Here is a 19986-nt window from a genome sequence, read left to right as displayed (position 1 = left end):
AATATGGGTATTCAGGCAGGTAATGATACCCTAATTTTTATTTTAGTAAAATAAATGAATATTATGCCAACACAATCATTAGTTTCCATAATAATCCCTGGATATAATCGCGCTCATTTAATAGGCGAAACTTTGGAATCTATTATTGCGCAAACCTATACTAATTGGGAGTGTTTGGTGGTAGATGACGGTAGCACCGACGAAACCGTTCAGGTTATTGCTAATTATATAAATAAGGATAGCCGATTAAAACTATTTAAAAGACCAGATACCAAACCTAAAGGTGCTAATGCCTGTAGAAATATCGGTTTGCAAGAAGCGCAAGGCGAATATATTGTGTTTTTTGATAGTGATGATTTAATGACCGAAAATCATTTAGAAGTTAAAGTACACGCAATGCAAAAATATAATTGTGATTACGTGATTACTCGAACGGAATATTTTAACCATACATCAGAAAAACTTAGGAATTATTACAATTTCGAAGATTTCAAAATATCAAAATATAATTATATCGCACAGAATATTAATTGGTTGACCTTAGATATTTGTATTAAAAGAGATTTAGCAACGCGTATAAGATTTAATGAAGCGTTAGAATCTGGTCAAGAGTATAATTATTTTTCCATTTTGGTTCATCACTCAACCCATGCTTATTTTATAGATAAGGTTGTAAGTTTACGGCGTTATCACACAGATTCTATACGAGGACGTATTGATAATGAGCAAAAGTTGCTTTCTGGTGCCTTTAAATCAAAATGGTTAACTTATTTAGATTTAAAAGAAATTACTGAAAAGGAAATAAGGGTTTTACTGTTAGAAAAGTGTCTTTTTTATATGGCCAAAGGTCGCAATATGGGTTACGCACCCAAAAAAATTGATTTTATAAAAGCGCTATTTAGCGAACTACACGTTAAAGCCATTTACTTTTTTCCAATGTGGTTAAGTTTTAAGGTTAGCGAGGATAAGGGTTATTTTTTCTATAAAAAGCTAATTGGTCATAGTGTTTAAAGTTTTACCTAAAATATTAAATTAGTATCCGATTAAAATAGTGTTTTAATATAAATAGCCATTGTCATTGAAAGAAAAACCTTTAGTTTCTATTATTATTCCTACCTACAACCGTGCATACCTCATTGGTGGGACACTTGATAGCGTATTGGCACAAAGCTATACGAATTGGGAATGTATCATAGTAGATGATGGGAGTACAGATGAAACTGCGGATTTACTCATTCAATATTTAAACGAAGATAAACGATTCAAGTTCTATAAACGTCCAGATTCTCATAAACCTGGCGGAAATGGAGCAAGAAATTATGGGTTTTCAAAGAGTTCTGGGAAATATATTCAATGGTTTGATAGTGATGATATCATGATGTCGGATTTCATTGAAGCCAAACTACGACCTTTTATAATAAACCCTGATACGGATGTTGTGTTTTCAGCTTTTGAAAACGTCAATGAAAAGGGTGAACGAACGAGAATAGCCAATCAAAGCTTTAGTGGCAACATCCTTGACGATTTAGTAGATGGACATGTTTCTTTTGGGCCTTGTTCTTTTATGTTGCGAAGAAACAAAATAGCAAATATGGGCTATGACGAAACTTTGAAAAAAAACCAAGATCTTGATTTTTTCTTTCGGTTTTTTACATCATCTGATTCCTTAAAAATTGTCCATGTTAACAAGATACTTTTTACAGTTAGGACTCATGATGGTTCAATGAGCTATCATTCGGATAAGGATATTTTAAAAATGGTATCTATATATCAAGTATATCATATGGTTTTGAATTATTTTGCGGCACAAAAGCACACAAAAGGTATTTACAGATATAAACAACGCTGTTTAAATAGTTTAAAAGTGATGTTAAGAAATGGTTACTATCATGAGGTAGTTAAGCGCTTGATTGCTTTTCAATACTTGAGCATAGGCCAAAAGGTTTATTTAATGGGCTGTATTGTCTCTCAATTTTTAATAAAACGCGGTGCTACTCAATTTGTTATTATTGATTCGCAAAAAACCTTTAAGGACTTTAAAAGTGATTGACCAAACGATTATAAATAGATTTTATAATTAACACAAACACGCAACTTAAAAACTGAAACAATGTCATTTAATTTCAAGAAAAAATTACAAATCTATATACAGGATCGTATTAAGGAAATAGCTGTAAATCAACAAAAAAGCGAGCAAGTTGTGTTGGATTATGCTCAAATAAGCAGATTATTTCCTGAGCCTGATTTTATTCCTTATACGGATTGGTCAATTTCACCAAGTGTTATTTTGCACATCTTAAATGATATAGTTATTAATAAACGTCAGAATATTATTGAGTTTGGCTCTGGTGTTTCTACACTGTATATAGCTCAATTAATTAAGACTTTGAAACTGCCTACACGGTTGTATTCTGTAGAGTCAAATGAAGAGTGGCTATCAAATATGCACAAGGAAATTTCTCGTTATGGTCTAAATGATATTGTTACATTCGTTCATGCTACTATGGTCGCTGTTCCTAAAGAGCTTGGTTTACATGAACAAGAACTTTGGTATGATTCAGAGAAACTAACTAGCGCTTTGCAGAATGTGAAAAAGTTTGATTTAGTTATAGTTGATGGACCTTTTGGAAGTAGCACTCCATACGCTCGCTATACAGCAATTCCATTCCTTCAGAATAGATTAGTCAAAGATTATGCGGTTTTTTTGGATGATGGTCATAGAGAAGAGGAACGTAAAATTTCTGAAAATTGGGCTCACAAATTACAGGTCAAACCTCAATTTATGGGGAGATATACTTATTTTAGGAGTAACAAGTCTTTTGATACTTTACCCTTTATGATTTCAAATTTTTAAATAATTTCTTAGAATAGAATAACGAGCATTGCTCATTTTTAAAAACATTAAAAATCTCAGAAGGAGTCAATACTTAAATTCAAGAGATGTTAAATAGTTTAATAAGCTCTATATTGAAAGACCTAAAAATGACTATATATAGCTTATTGTAAATATACTTTAAACTAAAATATTAGAATGCCGATTTTATATATTTGAAAACAAATTAAATGCTTAACCCACTAGTTTCTATAATCATTCCAACCTATAATCGAGCACATTTAATTGGAGAAACGCTTGATTCAATTATTGCACAAACCTATAGTAATTGGGAATGTATAATAGTTGATGATGGAAGTATGGATACTACAGAACAACTTATTGAGGGTTATATGGTCAATGATAGTCGATTTCAATATCACCAACGCCCAGATACACATTTACCAGGTGGTAATGGTGCTCGAAATTATGGTTTTAAATTAAGTAAAGGTGATTATATTCAGTGGTTTGATAGTGATGATTTGATGGTTCCCAAAAAATTAGAGTTAGAAGCTAAGGCTTTGACTGAAAATGATGTTGATTTTGTGGTGAGTAAAACAAAGTACTTTAATACGAAAAATAATTCATTTTTTAATTATGATTTTGAAGTGTCAGATGTCACCTTTGAAAGTTATGCCATCGATTATATAAGATGGCACACGCCAGATTTGATGGTAAAACGTTCCGTTATTAAAACTATTCAATTTAACGAAATTATGTCCGCCGGACAAGAGCATAACTTTAATTGTAAGCTCTTATTAAAAACCAATAATTTATATTATTTAGACACTTTTTTAACGTTGAGAAGGTACACACCAAGCTCGATACAAGGACAACGAGATCAATCAGCTGAAATACATCTTAAAAAAATGTTTGAAACACATTGGCATAATTATATAGATATAAAAGAGCGAGCCAATTCATCGAAATTTAACAGGTATTCCTTGTTGCAATGTGTTCATTGTTATTTAGAATTGAAGAACGAAATAGGTTTACCAAATGGATTTATGAAAGAATTAAAAGAGGCATTTCCAAAACGTTATTACTTTTTTTATGTTGCAAAATTCACAAATTCAGCTTTTGGTAAGTATTACAAATTTTATGAGTTGATGAAACAGAATGAAGTTTTTAATACTTACCATTTAAAACAAGAAAATCAATAAAAGGCTTGATGATTAATTTTAACAGACCTTGGTTTATATTGGGAAAGAAATTGGTAGCAATAAGCTCAGTTTAGCCGTTACTTTGTTTTTGAATAAAAGGTTTAAACATAAGGTATTAAAGTTTGACTTAGTTATTTTAAATAATTTTGAAACTCATCCAAGTTCAAATTATAGTTTCATCAAATATTATGATACACTTTCTATATAATTTCACCTTAACGAGAAAACCCTCTAAAAAGGACAATAAGTTGATTGAGTGGTTACATTGGCAACTTTATAAATATTTGAAAGTAGGTTTGATTAAATACTATAAGAATGTTTCCCCCAACTCTTTAGGGATTGATGCTGGGAGTAGTTTTATCGTCAGCTTGACTTCTTTTCCAGCAAGAATAGATTTGGTTTGTCTGTCCATACGGAGTATACTAAATCAAACCCTAAGACCCCAAAAAATAATATTATGGTTAGGGAATGCACAATTTCCTCTTGGTGAAGAGAGTTTACCAAGTTCATTATTGGAATTGAAACCATTAGGCTTGGAAATTGAATTTTGTGAAGATATCGGTGCTCATACAAAATATTATTATGCTTTTCAGAAATACCCAGATAACTTGATTATAACCGTAGATGATGATATCATATATCCTATTGATCTTTTGGCTAAGTTATATGAAGCCCATAAAAAGTTTCCCAATTGCGTGGTAGCCAATCGCGTTCGTTATATGGAAATGAAAGGCAATCAATTTAAACATTATAGAGCTTGGAAAATAAACGAAGTGGGCAGGGGTAACCCTTCCAAAAGAATATTTGCCACTGGAGTTGGGGGTGTGCTTTATCACCCAAGATTTTTTAAACAATCGTTCTTTGATCTCGAAGGGATTAAAAAAACGAATTGTCTTGGAGATGATATTTGGTTAAAAGCTGGTCAGATTGATAATCATATTGCCGTTGTATTTACCAGTTTTTATTTTCAACCTTTTCTTGAAATTCCTGATTCCCAAAAAGAAAAACTGTCGTCAAAAAATGTATTTAATAACGACAATAATCGTCAAGTTAAAGAGGTGTTTGAATATTTTGGAATCACTGATACATTGTTCAAATAGAGTGGCGCTTGCAATTGGTAATTATAACATGTATCTGAATCAGCAATTTCAATCATATTTCAGTATAATCAATAGATGCATTATCATCCATAATCAACATTTTATCAAGATAGATCGCATATGAATTTCACTTTAATATTTCAAAAGTCACAAAATATGTTATCTTCAATTTTACTTTAATATGAAAACAATCACAACCCCAATTATTCCTATAAAACAGTTGTTTGCAAATGTAAAGACGCCACATACACTTAATTATGAGGCCATCTGTGTATTTACAGCTATTGGCTTTTTTTTGGATCAGGATGCGTATTGGAAGGATAAAATTGCCTTAAAGCCAGGAACGACTTATACTCTTGATGGAAACGGTGAGGTTACTACTAGTAAAGAGAATTTCAGATGGCATTATGAGCCACGAAATATCAGTTTTAAAACAGCTGTAACTGAATTTACAGAGTTATTTGAAACCATTATTAAGGAACAAAGTGGTACTAATACTGTCTTGTTACCCTTGTCTGGAGGATTGGATAGCCGGACCCAAGCGGTGGCTTTAAAACATCTTGGTGCAGCCGTTCATTCATATTGTTATAGTTTTGAAAATGGGTTTAAGGAACACGAAATTGGCAGAAAAATAGCGGAGGTTTGTGGCTTCAGGTATGATCCATTTATAATTCCACCCAATTATTTATGGGATGTGATAGAAGAGGTGTCAAGTATCAATGATTGTTATTCGGATTTTACGCATCCCAGACAAATTGCGGTATTAGATGATTTTAAAAGAATGCAAGGTGAATTTTCATTAGGGCATTGGGGGGATGTCTTCTTTGATAGAGGTTTTGCTGCGGCAGATGAAAAGTACTCTGATTTGGAAATCATCTATAAAAAGGTAGTCAAGAAGGGTGGCATGGCAGTAGCTTCTAAACTCTGGAAGGCTTGGGATTTGGATGGCGATTTTGAATCTTATTTAAAACAACGCATTCAGGATCTATTAGACAAGATTGACATTCCACATAGAGAGTCTAAGATTAGAGCTTTCAAATCGTTGTATTGGGCGCCACGATGGACTTCAGTAAGTTTAACCTTTTTTGAAAACGCACATCCAATCCATCTACCTTATTATGATGACCGCATGTGCCGTTTTGTTTGTGGAATACCAGAAGCCTATTTGGCAGATCGCAAAATTCAAATTGCCTATATCAAAAACAGGAATCCCAATGTGGCTAAAATTGAATGGCAAGATCAAATGCCCTATAATTTGTATAATTATAAGGATCGTCAATTGTTGAAAACTTTTTCGTATAAGGTTAAGAATAAAATGCAACGAGAGATTAATGCTGTTTTAGGTAAAAAATATATTCAACGTAATTGGGAGTTACAATTTTTGGGTGAAGAAAATGATGGTCATTTAAGAGGTTATTTATATCAGCCAGATTTTTTAAATTTTGTAGGTAAGGACGTTGTTGATGATTTGTACCAAAAATTCAAAACTGAAGATGCCGTCTTTTATTCGCATTCTATGAGTATGCTGCTTACGTTATCAGTATGGTATAGAAAGCTCAAAACTTTGTGAGTTTGGAGGATTTAACAATAAATAAAATAGAACCAGGTCCTTTGGTCAGTATCATTATTCCTGTCTTTAATGGGCAATTATTTATTAGAGATGCTTACCGGCTTTTAATTGATCAGAAGCTTGATGATTTTGAGATTATTTTTGTTGATAATAACTCTACTGATAGTTCTGTTGAGATCATCAATGACATTATTAAAACGGATGATCGAGTTCGTCTTTATCATGAGCTGATGCAAGGTGCGGCATCAGCAAGAAATACGGGATTACGATATGCAAAAGGGGAGTTCATCTATTTTTTTGATGTCGATGATGAATTGTTTGATAATGCTTTAATCACTTTGTTAGATGTTCTTATAAATAATGATAGCTTGGATAGTGTGCATGGAAATACTGTAAAGTCAAACCTAAAATTAAAGGACATAAAAATCGATAATTCAGACACCAACAAATTAACTATTCCCGAACACTATTATTGGGGAATACGTTGGATGACCTATAGTACTTTACCTGGAACACCTAGTTTTTTACACAGAAAACACGTATTTGATAAAATTGGTTGTTTTGACGTGAAATTAAGACTAGGTGAAGACGCGGCATTTCATGTGAAACTAGGAATGGAATGTAAAGTGGCGCATTTAGATAAAAATATATTATTGTATTTTAGACATCAACAGTCAACTGTTTCTAATCAAAATAAAAAACAGGAAAAAGTTTTTACCTATTGGAAACCTTTAATCCATTCGCATATTCCTTATCTGTTAACGCATGACGTGCCGCTCGATTTTAGAAAGCAAGTTTTAGTGCGGGTTTATGGTTCTATTCCGCACATGTTGTTTTTAACTAAAGGCTATGCCCAAAAGAAGCAATTAAAAAATAAATTATTCCGAGAGATAAAACCTTTAAGGATTCCTGTTTTTTTAAGACCTTTTATTAATATTGTTATGCTATCCGGAAACGGCAATGTTTATAAGGTGTATGCTTATTTTGTGCTGAGATATTACATGAAATATGCTGTTAAATGAGTGTAAAACATACTGCTATTGTCAGCATTTGGACTTGTTTATAGATCGTTTTGTTATTTTAAAATTAGAACATTTTTATTTATGTGTGGATTTTTAACTGAATACAATCTGTCAAGTTCAAGTAACTTCCGTAAGGGTCAGTTTATAGATTTGTTGAAGCTCTCACACAAGCGGGGTCCTGATAGCTGCGGTTATATTTCTATAGAACCACATTTACAAATGGGTTTTAATAGGTTGGCTATACAAGATACTTCTATAGCGGGAAAACAACCCATGCAGAGTCCTAATAATAAATTTACAATTGTTTTTAATGGTGAAATATATAACCATTTAGATTTGCGTAAAGCACTCGGTTTTACAAAGTATCGTGGCCATAGTGATACGGAAACCATTACTGTTTGTTTGGAGGTTTGGGGGATTGAGAAAACCATAAAATCGCTTAATGGTATGTTTTCTTTGGTTATCTATAATCAGCAAACACAAGAATTGAGTTTGGTTCGGGATTTTGCAGGCATCAAACCTTTGTTTTATGGGTGGGATGGGAGGACATTAGTTGCCGCCAGTCAATACGATCAAATTAAAGCGCATCGTGCTTATTCAAGCAAATCCGTTAATCCACAGGTTTTGAAGCTCTATTTACAACAACACTTTTTACCTGCACCTTTTGGGCTTCATGAGGACACCTTTCAAGTTTTACCAGGTGAAATCATAACGTTCAATAATAAGGGATTTAAAACACAGCAACGTTATTGGGAATTGCCGGTGGATCGAACCTCATTTATATCCGATTCTAAAGAGGCCGAAACTTATATAGAATCTATATTAGATCAGGTAGTCCAAAGACAACTGATCTCTGATGTTCCTTTAGGCGCTTTTTTGTCAGGAGGTGTTGATTCTTCATTAATTGTGAGCTCCTTAAAGAAATTTCACAAAAACACTCAAGTATTTACCATTGGTTCTGATAGTGAAAAGCACGACGAATCTGAACGTGCCAAGCAATTGGCTGAGGCGATGGAATTACAACAGACCATTTGGAATTTGAACGCTAAGGAGATGCTTTCTTATTGGGATGAAGCCATGAAGGCGATGCATGAACCAATGGCCGACTTTAGTATCTTGCCCACCTATTTAGTCTCTAAATTAGCTAAAAAACGAGTAGCTGTGTCTTTAAGTGGGGATGGCGGAGATGAGTTGTTTTTTGGTTATGAACGGTTTTGGAGTGTCGGTAAAAATATTAAATACCAACACTATCCAAGTCTTTTACGAAAAGGTTTATATGGGTTAGATAAGTATGCCAGTGGAAATAAAAACCTAAATGCTGTACTTTTAGCTTCGAGTCAAGCAAAAGCGCACCAGGGTTTACATTCAAGGTTCAGAAATGAATGGTTGGATCGATTGACACCAGATCTAACAGGTGTGGCTTTGCCTGATGCATATCAAGTATATAATTATCAGAACACAAAAGATACAAGAACCTTATTGCAACATATGCGGCATGCTGAATTTTATGGGATGATGCAAAAAACGTTGCGCAAGGTGGATTTGGCCAGTATGGAACACAGTTTGGAAGTGCGGGTGCCTTTTTTAGACAAAGAGATGATTGAAGCCAGTTTGCGAATCGATCCTTTGTTGAATTATGGCAGAAATAAAAGCAAACAAGTACTAAAGAATATTCTTCATAAACGTATTCCATCAGTAGGAGAAGAAAAGGTTAAAAAAGGATTTTCAATCCCGTTAACAGATTGGCTCAGGGAAGATTTGAAACCTCTTTTTATCAAGCGTCTTTTGGATGCCGATTTAACCTCTTTTGGGTTTGATCGCCGTGCTATAGAAAATATGTTGCAGGTGCATCAAAGTGGCCAGCACGATTTAAAATGGCCATTATTTACTTTATACTCCTTATTGAAATGATAAAAATATTGTTTACCATACCAAATTTTGATACCGCCGGTAGTGGTAAAGCCTTACTTCACATCGCTAAAAGATTAGATCCTAAACGTTTTGAGGTGCATATTGCTTGTATGCACAATCGTGGCGAGTTTTTTAAAACTGTTGAAGCCTCTGGCATTCCTATTCATATTTTAAACTATACCATGCCCATGAAACCCTATGTTAAGGGATTGAAAGCGTGTTATAATATCAGTAAAAAGTTGAAAACCATCGCTCCAGATATCATTCATAGCTTTCATTATGCTGCCGATTATTCTGAAGCCTTGGCAGCAAAAATGGCGGGTATTAAATGGGTTTATACTAAGAAGAACATGAATTGGGGAGGCGCCTCAAAAAATGCGTGGTACCTAAGAAGTTTTTTAGCTGCCGCCATTGCGGTTCAGAATACGGATATGATGACAGAATTTTTTAAGAATTCAAACAAAACAGTTTTAATTCCGAGAGGTGTGGATGTCGAAGTTTTTAAACCCTTAACAAAAAGTGAAAGCTTAGCTCAAGAATGGCAATTGGAGACAGACCAGCGTATTATTATGTGCGTGGCCAATTTAGTGCCTGTAAAAGGTATCGAAGTGTTGTTGCAGGCGTTTCAAAATATGTGTAAAGATTTTCAAGAATGGAAATTAATGATCGTTGGCGATCATAATAATCCTTATGGACAGAAAATGATTGGCTTAGCAAATACATTAGGTTTAAAAGAGCAGGTTGTATTTTGTGGCAAGCAAAATAATGTTCAAGATTATCTGAGTTTGGCGGAAGTTGTGGTATTACCAACGCTTAATGAGGGCAGAAAGGAAGGCTCGCCTGTTTCTTTGTTGGAAGCGATGGCCAGCGGTAAGAACGTTTTAGGTTCAAATGTGTCGGGCATAAAAGATCAGTTACAACCCTTTCCCCAACATTTGGTGAAAGCGGGCGATGTAGAGGCTTGGTATAAAGCATTATTATGGTGTTGTTCCAATACAAGAGAGAGGAATGCCCATATTGGAAACCAATTTAGGGACTATGTTGTCCAGCATTATCCTATTGATAAAGAAGTCAAACGTTGTCAGGAATTATATCTTAAACTCATCAATTAGTCGCGTTACATGCTTTTTAACTCCTTAGATTTTGCAGTTTTTCTCCCCATAGTGTTTGTACTCTATTGGTTTGTTGTGAATAAGCAGTTGAAATATCAAAATATATTACTCGTTGTGGCGAGTTATGTGTTTTATGGCTGGTGGGATTGGCGCTTTTTGACCTTAATACTTTTCAGTACCATTGTAGATTATGCAGTAGGCTTGGCCTTATCAAAACAGGAAAATTATAGCAAGCGGAAAATACTATTGTGGATTAGCATTATTGTTAACCTTAGTTTTCTGGGCTTTTTTAAATACTTCAATTTTTTTGTTGATAATTTCGTTCAGGCCTTTTCTTTTTTCGGTAAGGAGATCCAGCCCAATACCTTAAACATCATTTTGCCTGTAGGGATAAGCTTCTATACTTTTCAAACGCTAAGCTATACTATTGATGTTTATAAACGAAACTTGGAACCTACAAGGAATTTTATATCTTTTGCAGCGTTTGTAAGTTTTTTTCCACAATTAGTTGCGGGGCCTATAGAGCGTGCTTCTAATTTGTTGCCACAATTTTACATTAAACGACAATTTAATTATAATAAAGCTGTTGATGGTTTACGGCAAATACTTTGGGGTTTATTTAAAAAAGTGGTTATCGCTGATAATTGCGCAAATGTTGCCAATGCGATTTTTGAGGGGTATGAAAGTTATTCCGCGAGTACCTTATTGTTAGGTGCCGTATTTTTTGCCTTTCAGATTTATGGTGATTTCTCTGGGTATTCAGATATAGCTATTGGCACCTCCCGACTTTTTGGATTTGATTTAAAGCAAAATTTTGCATTTCCATATTTTTCTCGAGATATGGCTGAATTTTGGAGGCGCTGGCACATATCGCTATCCACTTGGTTTAGAGATTACATATATATCCCATTTGGAGGGTCACGTGGAACTAAAAGGAATCAAATCCGTAATGTGTTCATCATTTTTTTAGTGAGTGGATTTTGGCATGGTGCTAATTGGACCTTTATTGTTTGGGGTGTATTAAATGCGATGTACTTCATACCTTTGTTATTACTGAATAAAAATCGTTTGAATACTAATGTTGTGGCCGAACATAGCTTATTGCCAAGTGTTAAAGAATTGTTGCAAATGGGGCTGACGTTTAGTTTGACGGTTATTGCTTGGGTCTTTTTTAGAGCTGAGAGTGTTTCAATGGCACTTCACTTTCTTTATAGAACAGCGAATTCATCTTTATTTACCATTCCACAAATAAGACCAACGGATTTACTGATTTTTTTACTAATTTTCATTACTATAGAATGGGCAGGGAGACGTGATTTTTATGCCATAGAACGTTTGTGGTTTAAATATCCTAAACCTATAAGATTGTTTGTTTATTATACAATCGCAATGATGATTTTTTTATACGGTGGAAGGACTCAAGAATTTATTTATTTTCAATTTTAATGCGGCGATTTTTATTTCATACAAGTTTGTTTTTAATTGTGTTGCTTGCCAGTTTTTTCGTGGTGTTTAGTATGGCAGATGGGACTACTGATGCGTTTTATAAAAAACTGTCATCACCAAAACAAACATCATTAATTGTGGGATCCTCTAGGGCTGCCCAAGGAATCCATCCAAACATTATAGATTCTATCTATGGTTCCAACAATATATATAATTACAGCTTTACAATCTCAGCTTCTCCTTATGGCAAAGCATATTATGAAAGTATTTCAAAGAAGCTTAATAGTAAATGTAAAAATGGTGTTTTTATAATAGCCGTAACCCCATGGTCTTTATCAGAAAATAAATTCAATAATAAGAATGGCATGGGGTATCCTGAAGATTATGATTTTATTGGAAAAACAAATTTTGTTAATTTAAAACCCAATATTGAGTATCTTTTAGAATCTTTTATTCCGAAAAACGAGGCTATTATTAGAAATAAATATAGGAAAGGCTTGTATCAGACATTTTACGTGCAGGATAATGGTTGGCTAGAGGTAACTATAGAATCCGATATGATTTCCAAGACAATAAGAACGAAAAATAAAATTGAAAGCTATAGGAACATGCTTTCTAATTATAACGGCTTTTCTGAATACAGATGGAATTATTTAATTAAAACAATTAATTTATTTAAAGAACAAGGAGATGTATATTTAGTTAGAATACCTGTAATAGAAGAGATGTTAGAAATTGAAAATGAATTGATACCTAATTTTGATGAAAGAATCGACTTGCTAGCAAAACACCTCCAAAGTCCTTATATCAATATGATGCTATATAACCACGATTATGATTATACGGATGGAAATCATTTAACTGTTAATTCAGGAAAAAAGTTTTCATTAGATTTAGCAAACCAAATGAAGAAATTGAAACACGTCAGCAATTAAAATGATTATAGGAATTATACTTTCCAAACCTCCTGGATATTCTGAAACCTTTTTTAATTCCAAGATTAAAGGACTGAAAGAAAATGGGTATAAAATTGTTCTGTTTACGGGACCTACTCAGGAAAAATATGAAGGTTGTACACATATAAAAGGCCCGAAAGTCTATAAATATTTTTTATTACAAGTGTTCAAGATGTTTTTGGTAGGATTTCAGTTGCTTCCACACTTAAAAGCCGTGAGGAACTATTTTAAACTTGAGCGGCAATACGGTAGTTCCTTAAAAAGATCGATTGAAAAAATTTATGTGAACTCTGAATTGTTAAAATTTAAAGGTGATTGGCTACATTTTGGATTTGCTACTCTCACCATAGATCGAGAACTAGTTGCACAAGCAATTGGAGCTAAAATGGCTGTGAGTTTGAGAGGTTACGACATCAATGTCTATCCTTTAAAACACCCCAGTTGTTATAAATTGCTTTGGAAGCAAGTGAATAAGGTTCATTCTATATCTCATTTTTTGTTACAAAAAGCTTGGCTTTTAGGTTTATCTAAACATGTTCCCTATCAAATAATAACCCCAGCAGTTGATTTAAGTAGTTTACCAAGTACAAAGAATCATAATTCTAAGGGGATTATCAAAATTGTCACTATTGCTCGGTTGCATTGGATAAAAGGGATTGATTATTTAATTGAAGTTGCTAACTGCTTAAGAAATGCTAAGGTCAATTTCGAATGGCTCGTCATAGGCTCAGGGCTAAATGCGGAAACAGAACGTTATATTTATCTTCTTAAAGAAAGAGAATTAGAAACGCAGGTAATTTTAAAAGGGGCTTGTTCACATTCCGAAACTTTGAATTGTTTAGCAGCTGCTGATATGTATGTACAAACCAGTTTAAACGAAGGGTTTTGTAATGCGGTTTTAGAAGCGCAGGCATTAGGAATATCAAGTCTTGCATTCAAAGTTGGCGGCTTGCCAGAAAATATTAGGGATAAGGAAACCGGTTGGCTCATTGAACCTTACGACGTGGAAGCGATGGCAAAAATTATCATTGATATTTCTGAGTTTAGTTTTAAAGAAAAAGAAGCTTTCACCAAACGAGTTATCAAACGCGTGCAAAACGATTTTAATTTGGAGCAACAGAAACAAGCTTTTGACGAATTTTATATGAAATAGATTCTATGAAACTATACTATCCATCCAATCATTATAATGCTTCTTATCGTGGCCAAGTATTCCCGTTATTAAAGGCATTTATAAAAAATAATGATTTTACCGACATGCAACGCGTATTATTATATGGTATTAGTGAGCGTGATTTTGAAATGGTAGACACGATGGATACTGCTGATATAGTGGTTCTACCCATGTCTTGGAATTATTATGTTAGAACAAAGCAAATGGATTTGGCCTATACACTTATACAAGAGGCTAAAAAGTTAGATAAAAAAGTTTGGTCTATTAATACCGGTGATTTTGGGGTGAAAATACCGTATTTTAGAAATCTACTAGTTTATAGACAAAGTGGTTATGTTTCAAATAAACAATTAGGTCATAAAGGTTTTCCTTCTATAATTGAAGATTACCTTCATAAACATCAGATAGGAGATAGGTATTTAGACAGTGTTTATGGCACACTGCCCATCGTTGGTTTTTGTGGACAAACAAATTCATCAAAATTGGATGCCTTTAAAGAAATGATAAAGCAGGTTTTACGTAACTTGGGTAGTAGGATAGGATTGAGGAACTTAGAGCCACAGAAAATTTCAGCTACGAGTTTTTTACGTGCGAACTTGTTAAAAAAATTAGAAAGTAATAAAGCTATTGATTCCCGTTTTATTAAGCGCAAGCACTATCGCGCTGGAGTGACTAAAAACAAAGAAACCCACATTAGCACTAAAGAATTTTATTGTAATATGTTGATGTCGCAATATGTATTATGCGTGCGTGGCGCAGGGAATTTTTCAGTCCGCTTTTATGAAACACTCATGATGGGACGAATTCCGTTATATGTGCATACCGATGGCTATTTGCCTTTAAATGATATAATAGATTGGAAGAATCACGTGGTTTGGGTGGATTATAAAGACCGACATCGTATAGCGGACATCTTGTTAGAATTTCATAGCAAACTAGATCAAGAGAAGATGCAGGTATTGTTTGAAAACAATCGTAGGTTGTGGAAGGAAAACCTAACCTTATCTGGGTTTTTTAAGATGCAAAAAATAAAAATGTAACAACGTCGAGAATTTTGTGAAAAATATTGTCTCAATTTATCCTAGATAAAAAGAGATTATTTCTTTAGAAGTCTAATTATCTAACAATAGTTAATGAAAGTATATTTCTTATCTTATAACTTAATGAATACGTCAACTGGTGATTATTTTATTACCTTAAGTAATAAGTTGTCTGAAGAGAATGTAGTGGTAGTTATTGCTGGAAAGATTAGAGAAACGAATATTATATTAAAGGAAGATATTACCGTTTTAAAATGGCCGTCAGAAAGACCAAACTCTTGGAAGGATTTTTGGTTTCTTTATAAATTAATCAAAACTTATAAGCCAGATGCGATGCTATCCATGTTTAGTTTTGTTAATCCGTTTTTAATTGTAGGCTGGTTTTTACGTGTAAATATTAGAGTCGCCTGGATTAGAACTTTGAGCTCTCAATACGCTCAAAAAAGATACAAAGTAATACGGAAGTCGTTGATTTATAGTTTAGCAACAAATATCATAACAAACTCAAATACGACTAAAAAAGACGTTTCTAATTTTTTTAAAATTCCTAAATGTAAAATAACAGTACTTCCAAATTCAGTAAAAGATTATAGTGATACATTATTGGAGGAAACTACCAATAAAAAAAACCTACTATATGTTGGACGTCTTCATCCCAGCAAAGGCATTGATGTTTTGTTACGTGCTTTTTCAACATTATTAAAGAGGTTTCCAAATTTTCATCTAGATATAATTGGTCAGGGAGAAATTTTAAAGGAACTTATAGCGCTAACAGAGTCTTTAGACATATCTAAGAGTGTTTCTTTTTTAGGAGAACATAAAAAAGAAATGGTATTAAAGGCCTATAAAAAGTCATTTTGTACCATTATTCCAAGTCGTTCTGAAGCCTTTGGGTTTACTGTTATAGAAGCTATGAGCGTTGGTACTTGTGTTATAGGTGCTAATAATACGGGGATCAAAGAGATAATTAAACATGAGGAAACAGGCTTGCTGTTTGAAACTGGTAATCCAAATGATTTGGTTCAGAAATTACAAATAGTCATTTTGGATGTAGATTACCGAAATTCTTTAGCGCAGGCTGGTTATCAGCGATTCATAGAATGTTATGAGAATTCGGTTGCTATTAATCGAGATGTTGAATTTTTTAATAAGCTTATAATCGATGATACTAAAATATAGAGTAGCAAAAATAATTTGTAGGTTTCTGCCGCCTATTCTATCACAGTCGGTTCGAAATAGAATTATTTCAATTGAAGAAGGAGCCCAGTTGAATTTAAATTTTAAGAAAAAAAGTTTTACAGGGAGTGTTTTTAGTGGGAATACCTCCGATTTTCACGCTTTTAAATTTAGTGTTCATGGTTTTTTTGATTAGCGAAATATTATTATTGCAGACGAAATCTTAAAATATAAAAAAGGAGGTGATTTAATAGAGGTAGGCGCTAATATTGGAACGGAAACCGTATCGTTTTGCGATGTTGCGGAAAAATATAAAGCGCAAGTTTTTGCGTATGAGCCGCTGTCTTCAAACGTGAAGATTATCCTTCAGAATAAAGCAGAAAATAGTCTCGATAATTTATTACTTTTTAATTGCTTAGTATCTAATAAGTCTGGGAAATCCTATTTTAATGTGCCGACGGGTAATAATTCAGGCTCTGGGTTTATATCAAACTCAAATGACAATAATGACATGCAAGAATTTGAGGTAATTACATTAGATGAAAAAATTGTTGATAAAAATATTTCGTTAATATGTATAGATGTTGAAGGTTTTGAATACCAAGTTTTAAAAGGTAGTGAAAATCTTATAAACATAAATAGACCGGTTTTAATTTTAGAAGTGAATAAAAAGTATTTGGAAAAAAGAGGACAAATAAAATTCACAGAGTTTTGTAATTATATTACGGATTTAGGTTATGTGTGTTATTCTATCGATAAGTTAGGCGTATCTAAAGTTGACTTTAATAATCATAAAAATCAAGCAAATAAAAACTGGGTGTGTATAGAAAAGCATGATCTTACCCTTATTAAGCGTTTAAACAATCGTCTCATTTTTAATGTCTTTAATCCCTTTATACAAATAAACTAAAACAAATTGTCGGTGAAAATTTTAATCCTCTACACCTATAATAAAGGTCTGCTTTCTGAGTTTTTCCAAGAGCTGTCAGGAAAGCTCAATACAGATGGCTTCGAGGTGGTTAATTTTTATTTGAAACATCATAAAAATTATTTTGAACAAAATGGAGTAGCTGTTTATGGCGAGCGGCGTGGAAATTTTGTCCATAATTATAAAGTTATTTATCAGATCATAAAGAAAACTAAGCCTGATGTTATCATTTCTAATTTCAGTTATATCAATCCAGCTATTTTGTTTGGCAAATTATTAAGGGTAAAGCATAATATTGCTTGGTTCCATACAGCTTATGGGCATACAAAACCCAGTTGGTTAAAGGTGTTGAATAAAATGATGTATCTAAATATGGCCAATTGGGTGTTGACCAACTCCAAATCTTTGCAAAAGGAAATGCATTCGATATATAAGGTTTCTAAGCGAAAAACTAGGTGCATTCCATTTTGGACTAATATTTCCAATTACTGTAGCCAATCAAAATCATTAAGTATTAAGAAAAGTGATTCTGTTATAAATATTGGTTGTCCAGGTCGTTTGCTTGCCGATAAAAATCATTCCATGGTGATAGAGGCAGTCTATCGATTAAAAAAAACACATACAAGCCCCATGCGTTTATATATTGCAGGCAATGGTTCGTATCGAAATAAATTAGAAACTTTAGTTAAAGATTTAAAGCTTGAGCAAGAGGTCGTTTTTTTAGGATTATTAAATGTGAATGAAATGGCCGCTTATTATGAAGCTATGGATGTGGTGGTCTTGCCAAGTTTTCATGAAGCTTTTGGATTAGTATTTATTGAAGCTATAGCTTTAGGTACCCCAGTTTTGGTTTCTAAGGCTTTTGGAGCCTTGGACTTTATTAATAGTCAAAAGTTCCCATTGGAAGACTATACGTTTAACCCACAAGAACCTCATGAATTAATTTATAAATTAGCACCTTATTTAAATCATAGAGGCTTTAATGCTGATTATTTTAAAACCATGTACTCTGAAACTTTTGAAAAAGAGGTTATTTATAAAAAGATAAAAGCAGTGATTTTAAATCAAAAATTAGATAATTAACCCACTTTAAAAGACGACGTGAGATAGCATCATATGCCATTTAACTTTTTAAAATATTTACAACCCACACACTATTTTCGTTTATTTACGAAGACTGGAGTCTCAGTGTTTCCTTTAGTTACTGCCCTGCCAGAGTCAGTTTTAGAACAACTTGTGGAAGATATGGACTATGAAACAGAATTAGCCCGTGACTACGATTTATCATGGCAGGCAGTGCAAGCAGGGTATGTTGGCTCTGCGAAAACCTATGATCGTTTTGAAAGTGTTTCTGTTCGAGATAATTACCACTTTATACGCAAACAATTTCATCCTATTTGGGTGTTTTATGTGTTGGTTCTGCGGTTGGTCACGTTTCATCATCCGATAATAGATATTCAGGCTTGGCTAGCAACGACATCCATAAAAAACCAAAATAATAACATCAAACCCATAGTTTACGCTTCCTGGAAAACTTTCGAATCCACACTATTAGCCCAGCAACCTTTGGTGTCTGTGGTGATTCCAACCTTAAATCGCTATTTATATTTAAACGATGTGTTGGTTGATTTAGAAAAACAGGATTATGGTCATTTTGAAGTGATTGTTGTGGATCAATCCGAACCATATCAGCCCGAGTTTTACAATGATTTTGATTTAGAACTTCGTGTGATTCGTCAGGAAGAAAAAGCTTTATGGTTGGCTAGAAATAAAGCCATTAAAGAAGCCAAGGGTGATTATCTCTTATTATTTGATGATGATAGCAGAGTTGCAATTAATTGGATAAGCAACCATTTGAAATGTCTCGATTATTTTAACGCAAATATTTCTTCCGGAGTTTCCATTTCTCAGGTAGGTGCGAAAGTGCCTGATAACTATTCGTATTTTAGATTAAGTGATCAATTAGATACCGGTAACGTGCTATTAAATAAAAGTGTTTTCGAGCAAGTTGGACTTTTCGATAGACAATTTGAAAAACAACGGATGGGCGATGGCGAGTTTGGTTTACGTTGTTATTTAGCAGGTATTTTGAATGTGTCAAATCCCTATTCTGAGCGTTTGCATTTAAAAGTAGGTATAGGAGGTTTGCGAGAAATGGGGAGTTGGGATGCGTTTAGGCCAGCCACGTTTTTTGCACCAAGACCGATCCCAAGTGTGTTGTATTATTTTCGAAAGTATTATGGGAATGCTGCGGCGCGTTGGGCTTTATTGCGAACGATACCTTTGTCGATAATGCCCTATCAGTTTAAAAAAAACAAGCCGATGTTGCTGATTGGGGTGCTCTTGAGTATCTTGCTGATGCCGGTGGTCTTGGTACAGGTGGCGAGAAGTTGGCGGTTGGCGAGTGTGAAGCTGAGGGAGGGGGCGAGGATTGAGCGGCTAATCCCCTAAATCCCCGAAGGGGACTTTTTATTGAAGTTGAATGACCCTTCCGCCTGCCTGTCCGGCAGACAGGT

General features: G+C 33.8%; 17 protein-coding genes. All 17 read left to right on the top strand.

Features of this window, described 5'->3' with window-relative positions; all coding sequences use genetic code 11:
• Window positions 1–63 precede the first annotated feature (63 nt).
• A complete protein-coding gene (locus H3Z82_RS08155; protein ID WP_182204662.1) occupies window positions 64–1011 on the top strand; it encodes a glycosyltransferase family 2 protein in 948 nt (315 codons plus the stop codon).
• A gap of 67 nt (window positions 1012–1078) precedes the next feature.
• Complete coding sequence (locus H3Z82_RS08150; protein WP_182204660.1) at window positions 1079–2050, top strand: glycosyltransferase family 2 protein; 972 nt, start codon at window positions 1079–1081, stop codon at window positions 2048–2050.
• Between the two features lie 60 nt (window positions 2051–2110).
• On the top strand, window positions 2111–2854 hold the full coding sequence (locus H3Z82_RS08145; RefSeq protein ID WP_182204658.1) for a class I SAM-dependent methyltransferase: 744 nt from the start codon (window positions 2111–2113) through the stop codon (window positions 2852–2854).
• 209 nt (window positions 2855–3063) lie between these two features.
• The gene (locus H3Z82_RS08140) at window positions 3064–4035 is read left to right on the top strand and encodes a glycosyltransferase family 2 protein (protein ID WP_182204655.1); all 972 of its coding nucleotides are present in this window, start codon (window positions 3064–3066) and stop codon (window positions 4033–4035) included.
• A gap of 188 nt (window positions 4036–4223) precedes the next feature.
• A complete protein-coding gene (locus H3Z82_RS08135; protein ID WP_182204653.1) occupies window positions 4224–5135 on the top strand; it encodes a hypothetical protein in 912 nt (303 codons plus the stop codon).
• A gap of 181 nt (window positions 5136–5316) precedes the next feature.
• The gene (locus tag H3Z82_RS08130; protein WP_182204651.1) at window positions 5317–6705 is read left to right on the top strand and encodes an asparagine synthetase B family protein; all 1389 of its coding nucleotides are present in this window, start codon (window positions 5317–5319) and stop codon (window positions 6703–6705) included.
• A 2-nt stretch (window positions 6706–6707) separates the two neighbouring features.
• Window positions 6708–7727: a glycosyltransferase family 2 protein gene (locus H3Z82_RS08125; RefSeq protein ID WP_182204649.1), complete on the top strand. Its 1020-nt coding sequence runs from the start codon at window positions 6708–6710 to the stop codon at window positions 7725–7727.
• An 81-nt stretch (window positions 7728–7808) separates the two neighbouring features.
• The gene (gene asnB / locus H3Z82_RS08120; protein WP_182204647.1) at window positions 7809–9638 is read left to right on the top strand and encodes an asparagine synthase (glutamine-hydrolyzing); all 1830 of its coding nucleotides are present in this window, start codon (window positions 7809–7811) and stop codon (window positions 9636–9638) included.
• A complete protein-coding gene (locus tag H3Z82_RS08115) occupies window positions 9635–10750 on the top strand; it encodes a glycosyltransferase (RefSeq protein WP_182204645.1) in 1116 nt (371 codons plus the stop codon). The genes asnB and H3Z82_RS08115 overlap by 4 nt, the downstream gene beginning before the upstream one ends.
• Before the next feature lie 9 nt (window positions 10751–10759).
• Window positions 10760–12196, top strand: a complete 1437-nt coding sequence (locus tag H3Z82_RS08110; RefSeq protein ID WP_182204643.1) for an MBOAT family O-acyltransferase — start codon at window positions 10760–10762, stop codon at window positions 12194–12196.
• Window positions 12196–13131 (top strand): hypothetical protein, encoded by a 936-nt coding sequence (locus H3Z82_RS08105; RefSeq protein ID WP_182204641.1) that lies wholly within the window; start codon window positions 12196–12198, stop codon window positions 13129–13131. The genes H3Z82_RS08110 and H3Z82_RS08105 overlap by 1 nt, the downstream gene beginning before the upstream one ends.
• 193 nt (window positions 13132–13324) lie before the next feature.
• Window positions 13325–14305: a glycosyltransferase family 4 protein gene (locus H3Z82_RS08100; protein WP_235982406.1), complete on the top strand. Its 981-nt coding sequence runs from the start codon at window positions 13325–13327 to the stop codon at window positions 14303–14305.
• A 5-nt stretch (window positions 14306–14310) separates the two neighbouring features.
• Complete coding sequence (locus H3Z82_RS08095) at window positions 14311–15366, top strand: exostosin domain-containing protein (protein ID WP_182204636.1); 1056 nt, start codon at window positions 14311–14313, stop codon at window positions 15364–15366.
• Between the two features lie 93 nt (window positions 15367–15459).
• Window positions 15460–16545 (top strand): glycosyltransferase family 4 protein, encoded by a 1086-nt coding sequence (locus H3Z82_RS08090; RefSeq protein ID WP_182204633.1) that lies wholly within the window; start codon window positions 15460–15462, stop codon window positions 16543–16545.
• A 199-nt stretch (window positions 16546–16744) separates the two neighbouring features.
• Entirely contained in the window at window positions 16745–17452 is a 708-nt protein-coding gene (locus H3Z82_RS08085) for an FkbM family methyltransferase (protein WP_182205135.1), read from the top strand.
• A 12-nt stretch (window positions 17453–17464) separates the two neighbouring features.
• Window positions 17465–18553 carry a glycosyltransferase gene (locus H3Z82_RS08080; protein ID WP_182204630.1) on the top strand — a complete coding sequence of 363 codons (1089 nt, stop codon included), beginning with the start codon at window positions 17465–17467 and terminating at the stop codon, window positions 18551–18553.
• Between the two features lie 162 nt (window positions 18554–18715).
• The gene (locus H3Z82_RS08075) at window positions 18716–19921 is read left to right on the top strand and encodes a glycosyltransferase family 2 protein (protein ID WP_235982405.1); all 1206 of its coding nucleotides are present in this window, start codon (window positions 18716–18718) and stop codon (window positions 19919–19921) included.
• The last annotated feature ends 65 nt before the right edge of the window (window positions 19922–19986 follow it).

The sequence above is a fragment of the Gelidibacter maritimus genome (genome assembly GCF_014062315.1).
In the GTDB taxonomy this organism is placed as follows: domain Bacteria; phylum Bacteroidota; class Bacteroidia; order Flavobacteriales; family Flavobacteriaceae; genus Gelidibacter; species Gelidibacter maritimus.
Note: the sequence above shows the minus strand (reverse complement) of the source record. Positions and strands in the feature narration are given on the sequence as shown.

What these genes read in the sequence shown, in the direction of transcription:
- H3Z82_RS08100 (WP_235982406.1), top strand. Translation starts at nt 13,325, where the DNA reads ATGTTTTTGGTAGGATTTCAGTTGCTTCCACACTTAAAAGCCGTGAGG.
- H3Z82_RS08115 (WP_182204645.1), top strand. Translation starts at nt 9,635, where the DNA reads ATGATAAAAATATTGTTTACCATACCAAATTTTGATACCGCCGGTAGT.
- H3Z82_RS08075 (WP_235982405.1), top strand. Translation starts at nt 18,716, where the DNA reads ATGGACTATGAAACAGAATTAGCCCGTGACTACGATTTATCATGGCAG.
- H3Z82_RS08140 (WP_182204655.1), top strand. Translation starts at nt 3,064, where the DNA reads ATGCTTAACCCACTAGTTTCTATAATCATTCCAACCTATAATCGAGCA.
- H3Z82_RS08145 (WP_182204658.1), top strand. Translation starts at nt 2,111, where the DNA reads ATGTCATTTAATTTCAAGAAAAAATTACAAATCTATATACAGGATCGT.
- asnB (WP_182204647.1), top strand. Translation starts at nt 7,809, where the DNA reads ATGTGTGGATTTTTAACTGAATACAATCTGTCAAGTTCAAGTAACTTC.
- H3Z82_RS08090 (WP_182204633.1), top strand. Translation starts at nt 15,460, where the DNA reads ATGAAAGTATATTTCTTATCTTATAACTTAATGAATACGTCAACTGGT.
- H3Z82_RS08110 (WP_182204643.1), top strand. Translation starts at nt 10,760, where the DNA reads ATGCTTTTTAACTCCTTAGATTTTGCAGTTTTTCTCCCCATAGTGTTT.
- H3Z82_RS08095 (WP_182204636.1), top strand. Translation starts at nt 14,311, where the DNA reads ATGAAACTATACTATCCATCCAATCATTATAATGCTTCTTATCGTGGC.
- H3Z82_RS08155 (WP_182204662.1), top strand. Translation starts at nt 64, where the DNA reads ATGCCAACACAATCATTAGTTTCCATAATAATCCCTGGATATAATCGC.
- H3Z82_RS08130 (WP_182204651.1), top strand. Translation starts at nt 5,317, where the DNA reads ATGAAAACAATCACAACCCCAATTATTCCTATAAAACAGTTGTTTGCA.
- H3Z82_RS08135 (WP_182204653.1), top strand. Translation starts at nt 4,224, where the DNA reads ATGATACACTTTCTATATAATTTCACCTTAACGAGAAAACCCTCTAAA.
- H3Z82_RS08105 (WP_182204641.1), top strand. Translation starts at nt 12,196, where the DNA reads ATGCGGCGATTTTTATTTCATACAAGTTTGTTTTTAATTGTGTTGCTT.